31 protein-coding genes are annotated in these 19262 nt (G+C 29.6%); 28 read left to right on the forward strand and 3 right to left on the reverse strand.

Annotation, left to right across the window (positions count from 1 at the left end):
- The 5 genes from RR409_RS18550 to RR409_RS18570 form a co-directional block, all read left to right on the forward strand.
- Positions 1–581: HD domain-containing protein (locus tag RR409_RS18550; protein WP_332559264.1), on the forward strand; the 581-nt coding region annotated here is incomplete at its 5' end.
- Between the two features lie 249 nt (positions 582–830).
- Positions 831–1373, forward strand: a complete 543-nt coding sequence (locus tag RR409_RS18555) for a hypothetical protein (RefSeq protein WP_332559265.1) — start codon at positions 831–833, stop codon at positions 1371–1373.
- 114 nt (positions 1374–1487) lie between these two features.
- Positions 1488–1793, forward strand: a complete 306-nt coding sequence (locus tag RR409_RS18560; protein WP_332559266.1) for a hypothetical protein — start codon at positions 1488–1490, stop codon at positions 1791–1793.
- Positions 1794–1808: 15 nt separating this feature from the next.
- Entirely contained in the window at positions 1809–2294 is a 486-nt protein-coding gene (locus tag RR409_RS18565) for a hypothetical protein (RefSeq protein WP_332559267.1), read from the forward strand.
- Positions 2295–2342: 48 nt separating this feature from the next.
- Positions 2343–2789, forward strand: coding sequence for a hypothetical protein (locus RR409_RS18570; protein ID WP_332559268.1), 447 nt, complete (start codon positions 2343–2345; stop codon positions 2787–2789).
- A gap of 340 nt (positions 2790–3129) precedes the next feature.
- Here the strand turns inward: RR409_RS18570 and RR409_RS18575 are convergent, their stop codons facing one another.
- Positions 3130–3375 carry a hypothetical protein gene (locus RR409_RS18575; protein WP_332559269.1) on the reverse strand — a complete coding sequence of 82 codons (246 nt, stop codon included), beginning with the start codon at positions 3373–3375 and terminating at the stop codon, positions 3130–3132.
- 353 nt (positions 3376–3728) lie between these two features.
- Here RR409_RS18575 and RR409_RS18580 point away from each other — a divergent pair, with 353 nt between their 5' ends.
- From RR409_RS18580 to RR409_RS18645, 14 genes are all read left to right on the forward strand, one after another.
- On the forward strand, positions 3729–4334 hold the full coding sequence (locus tag RR409_RS18580) for a TetR/AcrR family transcriptional regulator (RefSeq protein WP_332559270.1): 606 nt from the start codon (positions 3729–3731) through the stop codon (positions 4332–4334).
- Positions 4335–4370: 36 nt separating this feature from the next.
- Complete coding sequence (locus tag RR409_RS18585; RefSeq protein ID WP_332559271.1) at positions 4371–5168, forward strand: alpha/beta hydrolase; 798 nt, start codon at positions 4371–4373, stop codon at positions 5166–5168.
- Between the two features lie 69 nt (positions 5169–5237).
- Entirely contained in the window at positions 5238–5558 is a 321-nt protein-coding gene (locus tag RR409_RS18590; protein WP_332559272.1) for a hypothetical protein, read from the forward strand.
- Between the two features lie 90 nt (positions 5559–5648).
- Positions 5649–6113, forward strand: a complete 465-nt coding sequence (locus tag RR409_RS18595; RefSeq protein WP_332559273.1) for an NUDIX hydrolase — start codon at positions 5649–5651, stop codon at positions 6111–6113.
- 47 nt (positions 6114–6160) lie between these two features.
- Positions 6161–6649, forward strand: a complete 489-nt coding sequence (locus RR409_RS18600; protein WP_332559274.1) for a hypothetical protein — start codon at positions 6161–6163, stop codon at positions 6647–6649.
- Between the two features lie 157 nt (positions 6650–6806).
- On the forward strand, positions 6807–7355 hold the full coding sequence (locus tag RR409_RS18605; protein ID WP_332559275.1) for an AAA family ATPase: 549 nt from the start codon (positions 6807–6809) through the stop codon (positions 7353–7355).
- Between the two features lie 388 nt (positions 7356–7743).
- A complete protein-coding gene (locus tag RR409_RS18610) occupies positions 7744–8358 on the forward strand; it encodes a hypothetical protein (protein ID WP_332559276.1) in 615 nt (204 codons plus the stop codon).
- Between the two features lie 65 nt (positions 8359–8423).
- Positions 8424–8912: a hypothetical protein gene (locus RR409_RS18615; RefSeq protein WP_332559277.1), complete on the forward strand. Its 489-nt coding sequence runs from the start codon at positions 8424–8426 to the stop codon at positions 8910–8912.
- Between the two features lie 172 nt (positions 8913–9084).
- The gene (locus RR409_RS18620) at positions 9085–9588 is read left to right on the forward strand and encodes a hypothetical protein (protein WP_332559278.1); all 504 of its coding nucleotides are present in this window, start codon (positions 9085–9087) and stop codon (positions 9586–9588) included.
- Positions 9589–9678: 90 nt separating this feature from the next.
- Positions 9679–9816 (forward strand): hypothetical protein, encoded by a 138-nt coding sequence (locus RR409_RS18625; protein ID WP_332559279.1) that lies wholly within the window; start codon positions 9679–9681, stop codon positions 9814–9816.
- Between the two features lie 52 nt (positions 9817–9868).
- Positions 9869–10498, forward strand: a complete 630-nt coding sequence (locus tag RR409_RS18630; protein ID WP_332559280.1) for a hypothetical protein — start codon at positions 9869–9871, stop codon at positions 10496–10498.
- Between the two features lie 362 nt (positions 10499–10860).
- Positions 10861–11238 (forward strand): hypothetical protein, encoded by a 378-nt coding sequence (locus RR409_RS18635; protein ID WP_332559281.1) that lies wholly within the window; start codon positions 10861–10863, stop codon positions 11236–11238.
- Between the two features lie 86 nt (positions 11239–11324).
- Positions 11325–11675: a hypothetical protein gene (locus tag RR409_RS18640; protein ID WP_332559282.1), complete on the forward strand. Its 351-nt coding sequence runs from the start codon at positions 11325–11327 to the stop codon at positions 11673–11675.
- Between the two features lie 72 nt (positions 11676–11747).
- Positions 11748–11972 (forward strand): hypothetical protein, encoded by a 225-nt coding sequence (locus RR409_RS18645; RefSeq protein WP_332559283.1) that lies wholly within the window; start codon positions 11748–11750, stop codon positions 11970–11972.
- A gap of 211 nt (positions 11973–12183) precedes the next feature.
- On the opposite strand, the gene RR409_RS18650 is transcribed toward RR409_RS18645, so the two are convergent.
- Positions 12184–12348 carry a rubredoxin gene (locus RR409_RS18650; protein WP_332559284.1) on the reverse strand — a complete coding sequence of 55 codons (165 nt, stop codon included), beginning with the start codon at positions 12346–12348 and terminating at the stop codon, positions 12184–12186.
- A 224-nt stretch (positions 12349–12572) separates the two neighbouring features.
- Here RR409_RS18650 and RR409_RS18655 point away from each other — a divergent pair, with 224 nt between their 5' ends.
- Complete coding sequence (locus tag RR409_RS18655) at positions 12573–12755, forward strand: DUF3787 domain-containing protein (RefSeq protein WP_332559294.1); 183 nt, start codon at positions 12573–12575, stop codon at positions 12753–12755.
- 297 nt (positions 12756–13052) lie between these two features.
- Here the strand turns inward: RR409_RS18655 and RR409_RS18660 are convergent, their stop codons facing one another.
- Complete coding sequence (locus RR409_RS18660; protein ID WP_332559285.1) at positions 13053–13619, reverse strand: GNAT family N-acetyltransferase; 567 nt, start codon at positions 13617–13619, stop codon at positions 13053–13055.
- Between the two features lie 383 nt (positions 13620–14002).
- Between RR409_RS18660 and RR409_RS18665 the strand changes: the two genes are divergently transcribed.
- The 8 genes from RR409_RS18665 (at position 14003) to RR409_RS18700 (ending at position 19059) form a co-directional block, all read left to right on the forward strand.
- Positions 14003–14380 (forward strand): hypothetical protein, encoded by a 378-nt coding sequence (locus tag RR409_RS18665; protein ID WP_332559286.1) that lies wholly within the window; start codon positions 14003–14005, stop codon positions 14378–14380.
- A 141-nt stretch (positions 14381–14521) separates the two neighbouring features.
- A complete protein-coding gene (locus tag RR409_RS18670) occupies positions 14522–15049 on the forward strand; it encodes an AAA family ATPase (RefSeq protein WP_332559287.1) in 528 nt (175 codons plus the stop codon).
- A 103-nt stretch (positions 15050–15152) separates the two neighbouring features.
- On the forward strand, positions 15153–15383 hold the full coding sequence (locus RR409_RS18675) for a hypothetical protein (protein ID WP_332559288.1): 231 nt from the start codon (positions 15153–15155) through the stop codon (positions 15381–15383).
- 131 nt (positions 15384–15514) lie between these two features.
- Positions 15515–15979: a GNAT family N-acetyltransferase gene (locus tag RR409_RS18680; protein ID WP_332559289.1), complete on the forward strand. Its 465-nt coding sequence runs from the start codon at positions 15515–15517 to the stop codon at positions 15977–15979.
- A 238-nt stretch (positions 15980–16217) separates the two neighbouring features.
- Positions 16218–16784, forward strand: a complete 567-nt coding sequence (locus RR409_RS18685) for a GNAT family protein (protein ID WP_332559290.1) — start codon at positions 16218–16220, stop codon at positions 16782–16784.
- Between the two features lie 90 nt (positions 16785–16874).
- A complete protein-coding gene (locus RR409_RS18690) occupies positions 16875–17357 on the forward strand; it encodes an NUDIX domain-containing protein (RefSeq protein WP_332559291.1) in 483 nt (160 codons plus the stop codon).
- A 417-nt stretch (positions 17358–17774) separates the two neighbouring features.
- Complete coding sequence (locus tag RR409_RS18695; RefSeq protein ID WP_332559292.1) at positions 17775–18218, forward strand: NUDIX domain-containing protein; 444 nt, start codon at positions 17775–17777, stop codon at positions 18216–18218.
- A gap of 136 nt (positions 18219–18354) precedes the next feature.
- The gene (locus RR409_RS18700) at positions 18355–19059 is read left to right on the forward strand and encodes a hypothetical protein (protein WP_332559293.1); all 705 of its coding nucleotides are present in this window, start codon (positions 18355–18357) and stop codon (positions 19057–19059) included.
- The last annotated feature ends 203 nt before the right edge of the window (positions 19060–19262 follow it).

The raw sequence follows: 19262 nt of genomic DNA on the forward strand, positions 1-19262 counted from the left end.
GAATTGATTTGAAATCAGAAGAGTTAGTACAGGCTATTTCAAACATAGTTGAAGGAGCAAGTAAGAAGGACACTAATGTATTTGGTTATGAAGGGTGGACTTATCATGTTACTGCAGTTGTTAAATATGCAAAGTTACTAGCTGAAAGGTTAGGAGCAGATAGAGAAATAGTTGAAATAGCAGCCTTATTGCATGATTATGCAAGCGTAAAAGATGCAGCAATGTATAAAGAGCATCATATCCACGGGGCAATTGAGGCAGAAAAGATTTTAAAAGGTTTCAATTATCCAGAAGATAAAATTAGTATCATTAAAGATTGTATTATTCAGCACAGGGGAAGTGTAGTGCTCGAAAAAACTACTAAAGAGTCAGTATGCATTGCAAGTGCTGATGCTATGGCGCATATAGACCAAGTGCCCTCACTATTACATCTTGCGTACTTTACAAGAAAAATGGAAGTAACAGAAGGGGCAATTTGGGTAAGTGAAAAGATTGAAAGAAGTTGGAATAAACTATGCCCTGAAGCAAAAGAAATCATAAAACATAAATATGATAGTGCAAAAATTATTTTGAAAAGTTAATTTGAAGAGATAAATGATTAATACATAAATTTCTTATGAAGAAGAAAAAGTTGAAAGTTACGTGGCTATTGATTTAAAAGAAGAAGAAAATCAAACTTACTAAAGAATTCTTGTTAAGTTTAAATGTATAAGGATTTTTCAAGCTATTAAGAAATATAGTTACAGAGATATGATTGTAACTAGTTGTAAAGTAAATGTTATTTATATAATTGGAGCATAAATAGGAATTTGAAGGAGAAAAGTTGTGACATGAAAAGGATTATTATAGGAGCAGGAAATACTTCTTATGAGGGATGGATTGCAACACAAGAAAACGATCTAAATCTATTAGAGATCAGTGATTATTTCAAATTATTTAAAAACGAAGAATCTGTTGATGCATTTTTAGCTGAACATGTATTTGAGCATTTAAGTTATGATGAAGGAGTGGAAGCTGGGAAAAATTTGTATAAGTTTTTGAAACATGGTGGATATGTTCGAGTAGCTGTTCCAGATATTAATTATAAAAATGAATGGTACCATAATATGTGTAAGCCAGGAGGACCAGGAAATATAGACCATCCAGCGTATACTCATAAAGTTTTTTACAACTACAAGACCTTAATAGAAGTTTTTGAAAAAGCAGGATTTACAGTAGATTTACTTGAATACTGTGATGAAAATGGAAGATTTCATTTTAATTATTGGAACCCTGATCAAGGTATCATTGGTAGATCACTAAGATTTGATACTAGAAATAATGACGGTAGATTAGGAATGGTGTCAATTATTATTGATGCTTATAAGGAGTAGTCAAATTACAATATAAAAAAGGGAACTAACATAATTTTACCTAAAGTTATGCCATGTCTTGAATATCAAGCGACGTGAGTTAAAACACAATTAATTATAAATAGGGAGGATATTATGGGGCAAGTAAATAATGTTAACAAAAAAAAGTGGGGGATAGGAACATCATCGCTTATACTTTCTATAATTGCTATCATGTTTTCATTTAGTTATTTTGGGGTAAAAACTATTGGTGAAATTATATTAGATGTTGTTAGAATCAAATTTCCAGTTGGAATTATTTCAACAGTTTTATTTGTTGTAGCAATTTTTATAGGTGATAGATACAAAGAACACTATGGTGCAAAGCTTGGAAAAAACATATCAATAATCTTTTTAGTTTTGATGGTAATCTTAACAATAATTAATTGTTTTTTTTCTTAAGAAAGAGGTGCTTAAATGGATACAACTTTAAATGACTTTCTTAACAGTTTGAATGATGTAGATAAAAAAATTTATTCAGAGATAGCCATCTTTACATATGAACTTGGCTATAAAGCTAAAAGAGCAAAAACTAAAGATATTAATTATGTTTTTACAAGTAGTAAGACAAAAAAACATCTTTTAAAGTTTTCATATAAAGATAACAAACCCCAATTAAAAATGAAGTTTTATGCATCTCAGGATTATTCAAGAATCTTTCATGATAGCGTGAAAAATGTTATTGAAGAATATGATTTTAAATATACAGGGTGCTATAACTGCGGAAAATGCAATGAATCACCAATTGGATATATTCATGAGTATCCTGATGGTAAGAGATATTTTAGATGTGGAAATGAATTAATAGATATACTAGCAATTACAAAAGAGCATGTTCCTGAAATTTTGAGATTAATAAAAACTCAACACGAATACTATCTCTCAAATTCAAAAGGAAAATAAGGTTACATTTATATGATGTTTTTAGTAACGAATGGGGGTAAAAATCTGATGGAGTACTATTTAAGTTTTTCATGGATTGGGTTTATAGTGTTTTTATTACCGATGATACCAAACATATTTTACTTCGTAATTCCTACACCTGCTGGTTCAGAGAACAAAGGAAATACACATGGGATTTTAGATGTCATTGAGCACGGAAGTCAGGGAATATTTATATTCTTGCTTATTTTTGTTGTAAGAAAACAAACCTCTGAAGTTCTATGTGCCTATACAATTATTATGGCAATAACACTGATTTCCTACTATGTGCTGTGGGGATTCTTTATTTTAGGCAAGGCAGATTTGATCCTTCTTTTAGGATTGACAGTTCTTCCAGTGGTATATTTTATATTTGCTGAGATATGGCTTCATAATTATCTAGCCATTATACCAACTGTAATTTTTGGTATTGCACACATTATTGTTACCTATAAAAATTCTAATTTTAAGCACTAAATAATAAGTAAGATCATTTCAATAGGCGGCTTAGGAAGAAAATTTCACTCCCATGTTAGGCTTGTTTAAATACTTAAACTTGTTAAAGCACTTAAACTTGTTTAAGCACGATGAGCCTGGGTGAGTTTCCTTTCAAAATCATGTTGTAACTAGAATGATGATTTGAGGTAGATAATTGCTGATTTTTATTAAGTGACGTAAAGTTAAAGCTTGCGTCACTTTTCCTTTCAAAGTTAACTTTCATATTTAGTATGAGATTCTTTACAGGATTTTGTAATATACGAGAAAAGATATACATTTTACTAAAAACTCATATCCTTCTAAAAAGAATAATGTGGCACTAAAAACCTTTTTTTACAGGTTCCGATTTTCTCCATAATATATAGGAGTTTAGAAGAGTAAATAAAATTATTATAATATATGGAATAGCAACTAAAAGTGGATAACCTGGTGCATCACCGGACCCTTCATATTTTATTAAATTAACCTTATTACAATACACAATAGCTACATGAGCACTCATTATATTAGATAATATAATCGCCATTATAGTGGAAACTATTGATAATTTTTTATACTTATCCATAAGACACCTCCAATTTATAATAATAAGTTAGTTTCGCCTAATTCTACAATTAGGAATTAACTTTATTATACAATATATGGATAACGTTCACTATAAATGATATACATGATTTTCAGCACTATTTCTTAACAGAGTCTAAAATTATAATAAGTCGATAAAAAATAGAACTTATTAATGAATTTAAATATCAAAAGCGGTAACAAAGCATAATACAAGAGTATAAAAAACAAAAAATATCATTATGAAATAGCTAAAAGCAATGTATTAGCAGTGATATAGTCTTCTAAAAAACGGTCAGTGGATGTAAAATAAAATTAATCTACTGACCGTTTTGGTCTATTAAGGAGAATATTATGAACGAATCATATTTTCAGTTACCATTAGATAAAAAGCAAAACCTCATTAATGCAGGATACAAACTCTTTGCTATATATCCTTATAAGAAGGCTTCTATGTCAGCAATTGCAGAAGAAGGGAATATCTCTAAGTCATTATTATTTTATTATTTTAAAAATAAAAAGGAATACTATATGTTTTTATTTGATACAGCTATTGAATTTCTAAATGGAGAAAAGGTAGAAAATATTAATGGACAAAGTCGGGATTTATTTGAATTAGTGAGCATAACAGTAAAGCATAGGATGAATTTGATACATGAGTATCCATATTTATATAAGTTCATAACAAGAGCATATTACGAAACCTTTGAAGAGATTAGACTTGAATTGGACAAAAAGAAAAAAGTAATGCTTAAAGTTGGAAAAGAAGATTTATTAAATATTATTGATTATGATAAATTTAAAAATCCAGATGATGTGAAGGTTTTGATTAACATAATACTTTGCATAGCAGAAGGATTCATGCGAGGGCTGGAAGATATGGATATGGGAAAAATAATGGCAAATACCATTGAATTTGAAGCTATGATGGAATCCTTAAAGCAATATTATTATAAGTAAAAATAGCTACTTAAGGGGTAAGGGGGAAGTGTAATTATGGATAAGATGGAGCATCTAGTTTTTCAGAATTTGGATTGTGAAGTTCATTATTGGTTTAGAAAGGGATCGGAGAACAAATGGGTTTTATTTTTTCATGGAGCAGGTGTGGACCATGAAATGTTTCAGGAGCAATTTCAGGTGTTTGATAGTACATATAATTTAATTGCTTGGGATTCTCGAGGGCATGGCATGTCTAAATTAGATCATGGCAAAAAGTTTCATTTTAAGGATATGATAAGCGATTGTATGAAATTGTATGAGATTTATAATATAGATAAAGCAATTATCGTTGGGCAATCAATGGGTGGAAATTTGGCTCAGGATATAGCCTATTATTATCCGAAGCTAGTTGAGAAACTAGTATTAATCGATTGTACAAGAAACACAGGGAAACTCACAGGTTTGGAAAAGTTTTCTCTAAAATCTTCTAAGTTTATATTTAACTGCTATCCTTGGAAGATGCTTATAAAACAAAGTGCTGATGCCTGTGGAAACAAAGATAGTGTAAAAAGTTATGTTAAGAGCTGCTTTGAGAACATTGATAAGGAAACCTTTATTGATATTATGATGGAAGTAATAGGGTGCCTACACTTCGATCCAGAGTTTATGTTTAAGCAACCTGTACTACTGCTTTGTGGGGAAGATGATAAAACGGGAAACATTAAAAAGGTTGCTACTCCGTGGGCCAAAAGTGATAGTAACTGTAAACTTTACTTTATTCAAAACGCATCACATAATTCAAATCAAGATAATCCGGAGCAGGTAAATCAATTCATGAAGGACTTTTTGATTTGAGGCAGTGTATAACTTTAAAGAAGAAAACAATGAAATAATAAAGCGGCAGAAGGAAAAAAGAAGGCCATAATGAAAATAAACTTAATGATTTTTGTATCATCAGTAAATGAACAAAAGACAAAGAGTATGTATAAGGTAATGATGAAAACCTTTGAATCTAATATTCGTCCTGTTCAAGGTGATGTAATAGATGATCCAGGATTTCACCCAAAGTTTCATAATGGATACGAAGTTGTAAAAGTTACTTTAAATTATGCTATTGATGAATGTTGGGTCTCTTTAGCACCCGTTGCAATAGAAATTGAGGAAATTAGTTTAGAAATGTATTTAAAGAATCTTGAAGCACATGGGTGGCGAGTGGTGTCAAAAGAAGAGTTAGAAAATAGGTGAAGGATTTGGAAGACTTCTATGGAATATGGTTATTGAGATATTTTATAAAGAGATAAATTAATCATATAAAAATTTAGTGAGGTAAATTAAATGGGGTATGTAGAGAACTTAAGAGGGATAATTGGCACAACACCTGTTAATTTTGTGGCATCAACTGTAGTGGTGGTAAATGAAGCGGGGCAAATACTGCTACAAAAAAGAAGCGAACCTTTTGGAGCATGGGGAATACCAGGTGGCATGATTGAACTTGGCGAATCCACTGAGGATGCAGGGAGAAGAGAAATCTTTGAAGAAACAGGGTTAGTAATTGATGATTTAAAACTGATTGATGTTTTTTCAGGTAGTGATAATTTTGTTAAACTAAAAAACGGGGATGAATATTATGTAGTGTTAATAGCTTATTACACCACAAAATTTTCTGGTACATTGAAGCCTGATGGTACTGAAACCCTTGATTGCAGATTCTTTGATATTGATAATATACCTGATAATATCTTAGAAAGACATAGACGTGTGATCAATAGGTATTTAGAAGTGGTTAATGCTAATTCATAATCTATCCATTGTAAGATTGTACTATCAAATAAAAAGGGGATGAAGTTTTGAAAAAAAGATGCATTTCTATTCTTTTCATTTCGTTCTTTATATTTTTATTAACTGCATGTGACAAGTCAGAAAATAAGCAAATAATGAAGCCTTTTGAGGATATTCCAGTAGATATAACCGAAAGAATTGAATTCTCAAACTTAACAATAACCAGTAGCTCAAAAGAGTTAGGCAGGAGCAAAATAGTTACAAATAAACAGGATATAGAAGAAATAGCTAAGTATTTAAAAACAATAAGCTGCATAGAAAGTAATGGAAAAGATAGAGATCCTGACTTTATGATTTCTTTATTTGATAATACTAAAATGGATAGTGGTTATATTTACCTAATTGGCGTGTCCCAAAATCAAATTTTCTTATATAAATATAATAGTAAAGAATCAACCAGATTTGTATATAAGAACATAGACACAAAGGTTATGAAGGATTTAAGTAATTTATATGCTGAGATGAATTATAAAGAAGAGCTTCTCATGAGGAAATAATTTAAATATAAGGTTATTTATATACTTTTAAAGATTTGATAAAAGAATATATAACTTGTGATGGGTTATAAAACACTGATTCATCGTGAATCTATGGTAAGTAAACAATTGAAAATTTACGAACCAAGGATTATTTATATTTTAGGAAGTGATAGTATTGAATATATTTGAATATAATCGCATTATTATTGTTGGTAACAATGGTAGTGGAAAAAGTTTTTTATCTAAAGAATTGTCTGTTATCACGGGTTTGCCACTTGTTCATCTTGATGTTGAGTTTTGGCGTCCTAATTGGGAACAACCACCAAAAGAAGAATGGATAAAGAAACAAATGGAGCTTACATCAAAGGCAAAATGGATAATTGAGGGAAATCATACTAGTACAATGGAGTTGCGATTTAATTCGGCAGATTTAATAATATTTCTTGATATAAACCGTTTTGTTTGTTTGGTTAGTGTATTATTAAGAAATGGTAAAAAGCGTTCAGATACACCCCAATATCTTGAAGAAAAATTTGATAAGGAGTTTTTACGCCTTTGTAAAGGCTTATGGAGTTTCTCTAAAACACGTAAACATACTATAATGAATTTACATAAAAAATATCCTAATAAACCGTTTTTCGTTATTGATAGCAGAAGAAAAATGAGTAAGTTGTTAAATCTATGGAGAGATGAAAAAACTGAAAATTTCACTTCCACATTATAAACATATCTGAAGTAAAGTTAGTTCATCATCTTTTTAACAGCGTACTCAAATACTACAATTAAGAAGTTATAATTTAAAGTTAAAAAAATTCATGCCACTAAGAAAAGTACCCAAGGAGCTATGAAGTTCCAAGATAATTTTCCTAGTGGCTTTTATTGCATTCATCTTAAAATTTAAAATCAACTAAGCGATAGGCAATTTCCAGCTAAAGCTTTCACTATGGTGAAGTCTTAGCTGAGAATTGTCTTTTGTTTTTACTTCAAGTACAAGTAAGCAGAAGTTACAGGTATATTATTACAGTAATTATATGGTAAAATAGAAATATAAGGAAGTACCACATTGTTTAAAAAATTACACAATATCAACTAAGCTTTCATGGGGGTAAAAAATGAAAAAATATATTTTCTTAATGCTAGTGTTAATTATAGCCCTAGGTTTATTCTTTGGATGCGAAAAGCAGACTTTAACAATGCCAGAATATCCACTAAATTCTACCACCATTGATAAGGCACTAAAAGGAGCAGGGCTTTCTTGGACGATAATAGGGTCAGAACACTCTCCATTTGTAGGGCAAACCCTTGAAGGACAAACCGTATATACTCTTAATAAAAATGGAAAAATTGTTGCGACTATTTCAAGTTCAATTAAGGATGGGGAGAGGTTTCTTCATATTGGGTTCTCATCTTATCACAATAATGAGTATTCTCTACCAGAGGAAGAGTGGGAAAAAGCTATTGTCTTTGCAACTCTTTTATATGGCGGCTTTGATAGCACACACCAAGTTTATAATCAATTTACGAAAGAATATGGCAAGAAAAACACAGTGAAGGAACCACGAGAAAGAATAATGGGTGGCACCTTGGGTCACGAAGAAATGTCAAAGTGGGAAACCGAAATCAATGGTATAAACTGTAAGGTGATTTTGAACAAACCATATCGCAGCATGCCACAAGAATACTTAGGTTTAATTAGAATAACCAGTGATGTAGACACTTTTAAATAAAATTAATATTGTGCGTTATAGTATTTAATTATGTAATAATTAAAATTTTAAAGGGGGTGATATTAGTGAGAGGTAAAACAAAAAGAAATCTAATCTTAACGTCAATAATGATTATTCTATTGTTGATTTCATTCGTAACATTTAAACCTGAAAATGATAATTCAAGTAAAGAGTTAATAAAAAGAGTAATTGAAACAGCAGTAGTGTATGGTAAAATACCCGATTATAGTCTTATCAAAGACAAGAAAAATATAATTATATCATCTGAAATTATTGATTCTAATCTCTTGCCAGTGTTACCGAATATTAAACTCATTGTATTAAGCCCTACAGAAATAAAGAAAAAAGCAAATAAAGAAGGAGATTTCCTGTATCTTAATTTTAGAAAAATAGATATTGATAATTTGAATGCTAAGCTAACATTAGATAATACTTGGGCAGTGTCTGATAATAGTAAAGTGGATTATTTAAGCGGTGGTGGAATGACAATAAAATTTTATAATCTATTTGGTAAGTGGTTTCAAAAAAAATCAATTGAGATATGGGTATCTTAAAAATCGGCACAATTAAATTGTTACAAAGAAATAATAGACTTTAAACTACAACGCAATTTTCTAAAGATGTGTCGCAAGCGTTAAAATAAGCGACTTTATTACAGTATCCCAATACTGCAGTTAACAAGTTCTAATTTTAAGATAAAAAATATTCAAACTACAAGGAGAAGTTATGCTTAATAAAAATAAAATATTTAAATGGAGTGTATTAATAGTAACACTTATAATGTTAAGTTTTTTTATTCTTCAAATGTTGTTTGATTTATTTCTTATAAGAAGTATTACTATGATTACTATTGATATAGTTTTGCTTATTTTAGGTGTAAAGATTTTTGTGGATAAGCTAGAGTATAATAAATTTATTTGTTATGGATTTTTAGCTTTACTAATTTTCGTTAATATCTTTAACTACTTATTGAATGAGAAGAAGGAATTATATTTTAGCTCGCCTAATAAGAAAAATATAGTAGTTGTTACAGAAAGTTCTGGAATGCACAGTGGCTATAGCGAGATTTATGAAAAGAAGTACCTTATATTTAAAAAACCTTTAAATCATGGATCTATATATGGACTTAGGAACTTTAGTAGTGGTTATTTTTATTTTCAATGGTTAAATGAACAGTCTGCTAATATAATTTGCGATAGTGAAGTATATGGCAGGGTAAATTTAGATTAACTTGATCATACCAATTAAGAGTAAATGGCTACAAAAGTAATGAACTATTATGTATTTCAATTAAATTTTTTCTATAAGGGGGAAGCCATAATGGGTAAAAATTTATATAATCATAACACAGATGAAAAAGCAGAATCTTTAAAAAAAGAAATAGAAAGTGTTAAAGATAAATCCCTTATTGGCGCTATCTTTGAATTCATTCTTGATATAATTACATTTTGGCGTTAAGGACAAATGATGTGGCGAAATTTAAAAAGATTAGTTTAGGGAGGGTAAACAGTTGAAAGATAAGGAACCAAAAGGTTTATTAGACATATTTAAGTTTGGTGCTTTGGGATTTGCAATTTTAATCCTCATAGTTTACGGTGTGGAAAGTTACAAAAATAATATAAAGGCTAAAAGTTATATTATGAAAAGTATATTAGCTCTTGGAGATGTAAGTTATAACATTACCACGGAACCAATTGAAGCATGGTTAAAGGTAGCTGAAGAAAAAATGCCTGATAGGGAGAAGCTTAATACTTATTTTAAAGATGAAATTAAGGTAGAAGAAAAGTTATACAGTGATGAGAATACAACTATTTATTTAGATAATATAAAGGGTGATGACAATAGCTTTCTGAGATTCAATTTCAAAAAGAAGGATAAGGTTGAAAGAGATAAAGGTGAACTAGTTACTATTGGAAAAGAAATTGAATTAAATGAGCATAGTTATTTTCTTTCTCCCGATATTACTGCAGAAGTTTATGATAGAGATAATAACAAGATTGAAGATGTAACTATCTATAGAAATTCTCTTGAGAATGAAGACTTTATGGTATTTGTTAGAAAGGATACTTTAACAAATATGAACTGGCCCATTAGTTTTAAACTTAATTTAACGGAAGTAACTTATGAAATAAAAAATTAAAGGAGTTTTGGTATAAGTATATAAATTTGTGTCTGTTTGTGGAATTGCTCCTATAAATAATAATAAAGCCGAAGTAATAGGAGTTAGGACAAATGAGGCACAAAGGAATAAAGGGTATGCCAAAGTTGTATGTAATTATTCTATGAATACAATGGCAAATATATCAAAGTATTTACTTGGACAACCGATGAAAATAATATTGCAAGTAGATCACTGGCAGATTCTCTTGCCTTTAAATTATATTTAAAGGAATATTTTTAACTATAAAACAAAGTTAAGTTAATGAAGAGTTGTAAAATATTGTGTAGCAATTACTTATTCCTAAAAGGATTAGTAATATGTTAAATATGGGGGAGATTTAAGTGAATATAAATAAAATAAAGGATATTGTTATTGGCTTTGGAATAAGCACGTTTGGATTAATATTGTGGGCATATAAAATGTTAGTGACAAGCGATATACCTATTGAAATGTCTTCTAGAGATTGTATTTTAGTATCAAGTTTGTTGGTTTTAGTTCTAATATTTTATAATATTTATGCAAGAAAGACAAAATATGTGTTACTGAATATTACATTTTTATTGCTTCCTTTGTTCGTATGGTTTATGTCTATGCAACTGGCATTAACATACCATTACCATAAGTATGATACTCTTGTCAGTATTATAGGGTTTTCTGCTACTTTAATTTCATTTTTACAACTTACTTATTGGAAAGTAAAAATAAATTTTAGGACGTAATTTTCTAATACTGCGTATTTATCCTAAATTTATGATGGATGAACAATGGTAATATTTGGCGAATTAGAAAGGGTGAGGTATAAAAGATGAAAAAGTATTTTTTAAAAACATCGCTCTTACTTTGCTTACTGCTGATATTAGGACTTGCTGGGTGTGAAAATCAAAAAGTGGGTCCTGGAGCCCCATCAGCGATAGCATGGAACAACTTGATTTATTCACCATCAGGTACTGAAGTTTCGCAAAGCGAATTTGGTAAACAACTTGGTGAAATAAAGCAAATTAAAAAACCAATGCCTATGCAAAATGGCGATTCTAACTATATGCCAGTAGGAAGTAAAATTACTGAGATTAAGGGTATTGACACTAATGAGGCAATAGCGATTGAAAAAGAGGGAAAGATTTATAAGTTTATAAAAATAGGGATGCTAGAGAAATAGTATTTAGTTCACAAACTTCTTAAAGTGTGTCATTAAATATTATTATAAAAATAAAAGATGAGGAGAAATGAAGTGGGTTTTTATGATGATTTTGAGAAGATCATAAGTAATATTTGTTCTAAAAATGAGTTAACAAGAACTATATCTGTATTGTTAAGTGTATTTTTTCTAGGGGTTATCATAGGAGTTAATATTTTGCCTACAGTATTAGGAGCATTGATAGGTGGAGTTTTAGGAATCATAGGAGCATTTATTTATTGTTTTCTTATCACAAGAAGGTTAAGAAAGCAAAAGTAACATTAACGGCAAGCATAGGGAAAACAACCAATGTTTAGATTCAAAATAAAATAGAATAAAATAAAATAAAATAAAATAAAATAAAATCCAGTAGAAAGCATATGGTGATATGATTTCTACTGGATTTAGTTTGTCAGAGAACCTTTTAAAATGAATATGGAGAATTTGTGACACTTACCTTTTATTTTTGTGGATAGTATGGAAAAAAGGTTTATTCATTTATTTCTTCAAAATCTTCTTTTTCTACACCACAGAGGGAACAAGCTAAGTCATCTGGGATGTCTTTAATATCTGTACCCGGTGCTATACCTTTATCAGGATCTCCTATTTGGGGGTCATATTTATAGCCACAGCCAGGACATAAGTATTTCTTCATATATTTTGCCTCCTTAGTTTTGATAATATAGGAAACCTATATTATATATAGAATTAATTATTTGTGGCACAATGAATTTGCTTACAGAATAATTAAGCTTTGTAAGAATTATTATAAAGTAATGCTATAAAATTAAAATGATTGAAATCAAAATTGTGAGTTTAAGAAAAGTTTTAAAAATTGATTGAAATCAAATCCTTTTTTATACACCTCTTGTACAATCAATATATAAACTACGATATAAAAATACTAGGAGGAATAAAATTATGAAAAAACTAATAGAAAATCACCAAACAGCTGCTTGGACTTGCCATATAATAAAAAAGAAACCAGAGAGTAATGTTTCAATCCCTTGCTATAGCTCAGTTATAGATGCCAAAGAATATATAAATGAAAATCAAAGATAATGAGTAACTATTGATATAGCATTTATCAGTAGTTGCAATAGAGAAAGTGCAGATGAAAGTACTAGACCTAAATCATATATAGTTTTGCTTATAAACAAAACATAGTTAATAATAAAAACAATTAATCACTGAGGAACTTGTTCAATATTTACCTATGGAAAAGGTAATGATTATAAAAGTATAAAGATGCATTTAAAGATCAAGAGCTATTTAAGTAGAAGATCACTTAAATAGCTCTTTTTCAGTAGTTATCTTAAAATTTTTAAGGGAAGGTAAGATCCAAATATATCATGATGATTACTTGCCCTCAATTAACCAATCATTTTTCAAAATTGCATATACAGCCAGATCATAAAAATCTTTATCATTACGTATTTGAACTTGCCTTAGCGTTCCTTCATAATTCATTCCACTTTTCAGCATTACCCTCCCTGAAGCAGCATTGTTTGTGTCGTGCTGAGCAACGATTCGGTTAAAGCCTACTTCAGAAAATAAATAATCAATTACGGCTTTTAGTGATTCAGTGGTTATATTCTTGCCCCAGTATATTTTTGACAGACAATATCCGATTTCACAAGAATAGTTTTTTTCATCTAACTTAACTATACAAATGTTACCGATAACTTCCCCTATTTCTTTTAATTCAATAGTCCAATTGTAAATAGTATCATTATAGACATTTACCCATTTCTCTAGGATTTCTTTTGTATCTTCTACACTACTGTGTGGTTTCCAGGATACAAATTTTGTTACCTCACTATCATTTGCCCAGTTTTTAAACATATCATCTGCGTCATCAAGTTCAAATTTTCGCAGTAACAGTCTATCTGTATCCAATGATTTTGTCCCTTTATGTGATAACACAAAGATCCCCCCTTGATTTTAATTTTTAATAATACTTATTCATATAAATTTACAAAGTTATATTACTCAATTATAAAGAAACACCAAGATAATTACAATTATTTTACATAATTGTATATAAGTTACCTTTCTAAATCTGTATGGTTTATCCTACATTTACATATAAGGTGAGCAGCAATATTTCCTTTTGCACGAATAGCGGAGCCAAGTGAAACATACGAAATTCCACCTCCTAAAGCCTTGTTAAAACTAAATAATAGCCAAAGATGGAAATTAAATTTCTTTCTTACAAATATAAAGGATTTATACAACAAAATGTAAGATATGTTATAATTTTCATATGGGTTAATTTTCAACTTAATATCTTTGATGGAGGTATATTAATGAAAATTATAGTGAATATATTTATCAGCTTGTTTTTAGGATGTTGGGCTCTTATTAATTGGTTTTTTCAAATGAAAATCACTGACTATCCAGCATTTTTTACATTAGGTGAGCTTTTCATATATTTCATATTAGTATTGCTTTTTGTACTAGCTAATTTGCTTTATATGCGTAAAACAAAGTTAAATGTTTTAACTTTAGTTTTGTATACTCCCACAATAATTTTATGGATGCTAACTTTAGTACCAACATTAACTAATGATGGAGGATGTAAATATGATCCTATAGGAGCTGCAGTTGGGGTTATTGCTTTAATAGGTGTATATGTATATGGCTGCTTTATGCAGTTTAACCACAAAATTATTGCTACAGATTAAAGTTTAATAATAAAAACAAATAGTTTTTTATTATAGAATAGCTATGAAAAAGTATAGTATGTATGGAAAATTTCTTATGATTAAGTAGAACAGTAATTTAAGGTGAGATAAAGATTATTAATAGTTAGGAAGTATTGATATATGAAAATATATATTGTGGGTCCAGTTGCTAGTGGTAAATCAACACTTGCAAAAAAGTTGTCTGAAACATTGAGTATTTCTTATCATTCACTTGATGAAGTTATACATTATCCAGACAAATCTAATCCTTGGGGAAATAGCAAAAGAGAGTCTGGAGAAGTGGACAAGTTATTTCAGTCAGTAATACAAGAGCAAAGTTGGATTATTGAAGATGTAGGTAGACCTTGCTTTGAGCAGGGCTTTAAGGAAGCTGATAAAATTGTTTTACTTGAAGTTCCTACTAGAATAAGAAATTATAGAATAATTAAACGCTTAATAAAGCAACGACTTGGCATTGAAAAGTGCATTTATAATCCAGGATATAGGATGCTTAAGAGTATGTTTAAGTGGTCTAAAAATTACGATACTGGAAAGGACAAATTGAAAGAACGAGTTGGAAAGTATAAGCATAAAGTCATCACTTTAAAAAGTGATAGAGATATTCGTGGGTTTTTGGAGAGCAGTTTAAGCGGAGTAGGAAAAGAATAAGTTCTAATGCGCAACATTCCTACAAGGTGCATCTATGGTGAAATAATAATAATTAAATAATTATAATATATTGTGAAAGAACTAAATTTTAAGGGGGATCTAAATGAGTACACAAAAAATAATTGGATGGTTAATTATCGCTATTAGCATATTGACATTTAGTTTGCAAAAATCCTTAGCAAGTTTATCAAGGTTTATAGATGAGACTACTGGTGAATTCTGGTCAAAGGGATATGAATACAAATACATGGATGTTAGTGTCTATGTATTCTTTTTAATAGCAGTTGCAATAGGAATATACTTAATTGTAAAGAAACCAAAAGATAATAATTAGTTAGCATTCTTATCAAAGGGTTATCTATGGTGAATCTATATAATTAAATCATTTTATATTGTGAGAAGGTAATAGAAAGTAGGGAATAACAAATCATATAGTTTTTATAAGATATATGGAGGGGATAAACTATGGAATATTTAATCAGAAAAGTTGCTAATGAAGAATTAGAAAAAGCATTTTCATTAATATGGATCACTTTTTCAGAGTTCATTGCACCAGATTATAGCAAAGAAGCAGTAGTTAATTTTAGAGCAAATTTTATTGAAAATGAAGAGTTCAAGGACTGCTTTAAAAATGGCAGCCAGGTTATGTATGGAGCATATTTAGAAGAAAAACTTGTTGGGATTATATCCATAAGAGAAAGTAAATTTGTTTCATGCTTTTTTGTTGATAAGGAATATCATAGAAAGGGTGTTGCAACAAGGTTGTTTAATCATATTGTGTCTGAACTTAAGGAAAAGCAAATTGAAAAAATAACATTAAATGCTTCCCCATATGCGGTACCTTTTTATCATGCAATAGGGTTTAAGGATTTGGATACGGAGCAGGAATATAAGGGGATTTCATATACTCCAATGGATTATCTATTATAAGAAATAATAGAGGAAGTGTGTTTTGTATTTCTTCATGTGACGCAACATAAACATAGCTTTTGACTTTAGGATAAACTCATACTTATGTAATATTTAGTGAAATATTTCGTAAGAGCTATTAAGAAAAACTGGTAATGTATTATTAAAAAACAAAACCTATGATTCTGGCATTAGGGTGAAACATCATTATGTAATGAAATTTAGAATCATATATAAAGTATTTAGGGGGATGGGGTTAATGAGTTATTTAAGAAAATTAGTTGGAAAGAAGTGTTATTTATCTCCAGTAGATTCTAGTGAAACAGAAAAAGTTGCTAAGTGGAGTAATGATATTGAAGTTGCCATTAGAACAGGGGACATATCAGATATGATTACATATGAGGCACAAAGAGGATATCTTGAAAATATGAATAGTAATAGAGGATATGGCTTTTTTATCGTAAGGGAAAATGATGATGAAGTTATTGGAATCGGAAGACTAATGAGGATAGATTTTATAAATAGAAATGCAGTTATGGGTATGTTTATTGGGGAAAGAACTGATAGAAACACAGGTATTGGATCAGAGGCTACTAAACTTTTGCTAGACTTTGGATTTAATATTCTAAATCTAAGAAATATAATGATTGAAACTTATTCTTTTAATGAAGCAGCAATAAAAACCTCGTTAAAGTGTGGTTTCAAGGAAATTGGTAGGAGAAGAAAGTCCATTATATATGGAAATAAAGAGTATGATGAGGTCCTTATGGATATGCTTAACGAAGAATTTCAAGACTCAATTATTAGTAAAATATTAGATAAATAACTTAGCCAAGTTATCTTCTGCAATAAACGACAAGCTTTTGGAGAGAAAAAGTAAAACGAACTTTTATGCTACAAAGGGGGGGGATTTTCAATGAGTTTTCATATCAGAGTCAGTGCACGAGGTATTGTTATTAATAATGACAAGATTTTATTAAATGAATTTGGAGGTGGCAAATATTACAATATACCAGGTGGTGGTGTGGAACCAGGTGAAACTGTTAGACAAGCTGTGGCAAGGGAAATATTTGAAGAATCTGGATTAAGTGTTACTGTGGGTGATTTCATATTTGCACTTGAATATGAGCCTAATAATTGCAATTATATTTATGGGAAAACGCCAAAAATAAGTCTTGTATTTCGTTGTTTTATGAATGGAGAGGATAAGATTACTCCTCCAACTGTACCTGATATAGACCCTGATGATTCAGAAATTGTAAGTGAAGCAAAGTGGGTTCAAATATCTGATTTAGAAAACATTAACTATGTACCATATATCCATGAAGAGCTAATGGAATATATAAAAACAAATAGATTTTCACCAATATTTATGGAAGAACCACTTGAAAAGAAATAACAATAAATTAAATTATGGTGCGTTGTAAGAGTAATTGATTATGAAATTATCATATTTTGGGGGGAGAAAATGAAAAATTCTAAAAGTCTAATTAATAATTTTTTTCGTTGGGGTTTGTTTCTTATAGTATTATTAGGTATAAATTTTTTGAATAAGAGAGGTCTCTATTTTTTTATTGGAACATCAGGAAAGGGATTGCAATTATATCAGAATTTCATGGGTGTAATTTATAACATATCAACAATTATGATACCGATAATTGCTATAATACTTTTTAAATTATTCTGCGACATTATATATTTGTTTATAACATTATTAGAAAATAAACCTACTTTAGAATAATATTTGGTATAATAACCAATGAGAGTAATTATTACAAATTTATAAAATATTGTAATTTGATTGGGGGATTTATTTATGCCTAAACCAGTAACGCCTTTAGTTGGATGTGATGCTTTTGTGCTAAATGAACAAAAGCAAGTTTTATTAATCAAAAGGGTTGATAGTGACTTATGGGCCTTACCAGGAGGCTTTCATGACTTAGGTGAGACACCAGCTAAATGTGCGGTTAGAGAGTGTTTTGAGGAAACGGGATATAACATTGAAGTTATAAGACTATTAGGAGTTTTTAGTTCTAATTGCTATGAGTATAAGTATATTCCATGGAAAAATGAAGAATATTGCCATGTGCTATTACAGGGTAAATTAATTAGCGGAAATAAGACTACTTCAGAGGAAACACGTGAGGTTGGTTGGTTTTCTTATGATGAACTCCCTGAACTATATGATGGCCATGAAATAAGAGTAAAATTCGGATTTCAAGCTAATATAAGTGGGAATTTCACACCGTATTTTGAATAAAAAACAACTTCAATATAATTTAGCGACGTATAAATAATATTTACGTCGTTTTTGATTTGTATATAAATTAACAACAGCATAAGTATCAGAAAAAGCATCTTAAAGTTATAAAAATTAGGGAGGGAGCTTAAGGCACATGGGGTTTATGGGAATCAAGGAATTTTTAAATAAGTACACTATACCACTTGTTATTTTTATTTGCCTAGTTAGTATAATCGGAATATATTTTATTCAGTATCCAGTAAACACAGATAAATCAAGTTTAGAAGTTGAATTAAAAAAGTTTGGAAAAAGTGATGATCTAAAGATTGAGGAAATAGAAAATATAGATAATAACATAATAACTCTATTTACATATGACAATGTAATTGGCTATGGAGTATTCGAAAAAGGTATTAATGGTAAATGTCGTTTTATCTTTAAGGATTCAAATATGGGTGATGGTAGTTTTCAAGTGGGATACATTGGAGCTAGTGAGAAAAATAATAGTTTCATTGTAGGTAAGAATTATGAAAATAAAATAAAAGCAATGGAATTCACATATGAAGATGGTTCTAAGTTCTTAATGGAAATTACAAAGGAGAATTATTTTATTCAAAGCACCTCTAATTTCAAAGGAATATCATCTCTTAAAGAATTTGATTTGTTAGATGAAAAAGGTGAGAGTATTAAGGCAGAACTTCGCCCAAAATTCATGGGACATACTGTTATATCATCATCATCAAAAAGTAGATCAGTGGTTGGACCATATGACTTTTTATATGCAATTATAATTGTCATAAGCTGTGTAATAATTTATTCAAGGTACAAATCAATGCGGCGTGGAGACGATGTTGAATAACAGGTTTTTAAGGTTTGTGCAATTTTGTAAAATACATAATTAAGCACAGTTATTATTGTGTGGAGGTATTATGGACAAATCTATTGAATCAAATTTAAGTGAACTTAAAGAAGAGGGTACTTATAAAATAGAAACAATGTGAAGAAAAAGATTGGAGGCACTTTATGGACATAAAATATCCAGACTATAATAATTCTATTGTG

Source organism: Clostridium sp. (assembly GCF_036642255.1).
Classification (GTDB): Bacteria; Bacillota; Clostridia; order Clostridiales; family Clostridiaceae; genus Clostridium_J.

What these genes read in the sequence shown, in the direction of transcription:
- RR409_RS18555 (WP_332559265.1), top strand. Translation starts at nt 831, where the DNA reads ATGAAAAGGATTATTATAGGAGCAGGAAATACTTCTTATGAGGGATGG.
- RR409_RS18560 (WP_332559266.1), top strand. Translation starts at nt 1,488, where the DNA reads ATGGGGCAAGTAAATAATGTTAACAAAAAAAAGTGGGGGATAGGAACA.
- RR409_RS18565 (WP_332559267.1), top strand. Translation starts at nt 1,809, where the DNA reads ATGGATACAACTTTAAATGACTTTCTTAACAGTTTGAATGATGTAGAT.
- RR409_RS18570 (WP_332559268.1), top strand. Translation starts at nt 2,343, where the DNA reads ATGGAGTACTATTTAAGTTTTTCATGGATTGGGTTTATAGTGTTTTTA.
- RR409_RS18575 (WP_332559269.1), bottom strand. Translation starts at nt 3,375, where the DNA reads ATGGATAAGTATAAAAAATTATCAATAGTTTCCACTATAATGGCGATT.
- RR409_RS18580 (WP_332559270.1), top strand. Translation starts at nt 3,729, where the DNA reads ATGAACGAATCATATTTTCAGTTACCATTAGATAAAAAGCAAAACCTC.
- RR409_RS18585 (WP_332559271.1), top strand. Translation starts at nt 4,371, where the DNA reads ATGGATAAGATGGAGCATCTAGTTTTTCAGAATTTGGATTGTGAAGTT.
- RR409_RS18590 (WP_332559272.1), top strand. Translation starts at nt 5,238, where the DNA reads ATGAAAATAAACTTAATGATTTTTGTATCATCAGTAAATGAACAAAAG.
- RR409_RS18595 (WP_332559273.1), top strand. Translation starts at nt 5,649, where the DNA reads ATGGGGTATGTAGAGAACTTAAGAGGGATAATTGGCACAACACCTGTT.
- RR409_RS18610 (WP_332559276.1), top strand. Translation starts at nt 7,744, where the DNA reads ATGAAAAAATATATTTTCTTAATGCTAGTGTTAATTATAGCCCTAGGT.
- RR409_RS18620 (WP_332559278.1), top strand. Translation starts at nt 9,085, where the DNA reads ATGCTTAATAAAAATAAAATATTTAAATGGAGTGTATTAATAGTAACA.
- RR409_RS18625 (WP_332559279.1), top strand. Translation starts at nt 9,679, where the DNA reads ATGGGTAAAAATTTATATAATCATAACACAGATGAAAAAGCAGAATCT.
- RR409_RS18640 (WP_332559282.1), top strand. Translation starts at nt 11,325, where the DNA reads ATGAAAAAGTATTTTTTAAAAACATCGCTCTTACTTTGCTTACTGCTG.
- RR409_RS18650 (WP_332559284.1), bottom strand. Translation starts at nt 12,348, where the DNA reads ATGAAGAAATACTTATGTCCTGGCTGTGGCTATAAATATGACCCCCAA.
- RR409_RS18665 (WP_332559286.1), top strand. Translation starts at nt 14,003, where the DNA reads ATGAAAATTATAGTGAATATATTTATCAGCTTGTTTTTAGGATGTTGG.
- RR409_RS18670 (WP_332559287.1), top strand. Translation starts at nt 14,522, where the DNA reads ATGAAAATATATATTGTGGGTCCAGTTGCTAGTGGTAAATCAACACTT.
- RR409_RS18675 (WP_332559288.1), top strand. Translation starts at nt 15,153, where the DNA reads ATGAGTACACAAAAAATAATTGGATGGTTAATTATCGCTATTAGCATA.
- RR409_RS18680 (WP_332559289.1), top strand. Translation starts at nt 15,515, where the DNA reads ATGGAATATTTAATCAGAAAAGTTGCTAATGAAGAATTAGAAAAAGCA.
- RR409_RS18685 (WP_332559290.1), top strand. Translation starts at nt 16,218, where the DNA reads ATGAGTTATTTAAGAAAATTAGTTGGAAAGAAGTGTTATTTATCTCCA.
- RR409_RS18690 (WP_332559291.1), top strand. Translation starts at nt 16,875, where the DNA reads ATGAGTTTTCATATCAGAGTCAGTGCACGAGGTATTGTTATTAATAAT.
- RR409_RS18695 (WP_332559292.1), top strand. Translation starts at nt 17,775, where the DNA reads ATGCCTAAACCAGTAACGCCTTTAGTTGGATGTGATGCTTTTGTGCTA.
- RR409_RS18700 (WP_332559293.1), top strand. Translation starts at nt 18,355, where the DNA reads ATGGGGTTTATGGGAATCAAGGAATTTTTAAATAAGTACACTATACCA.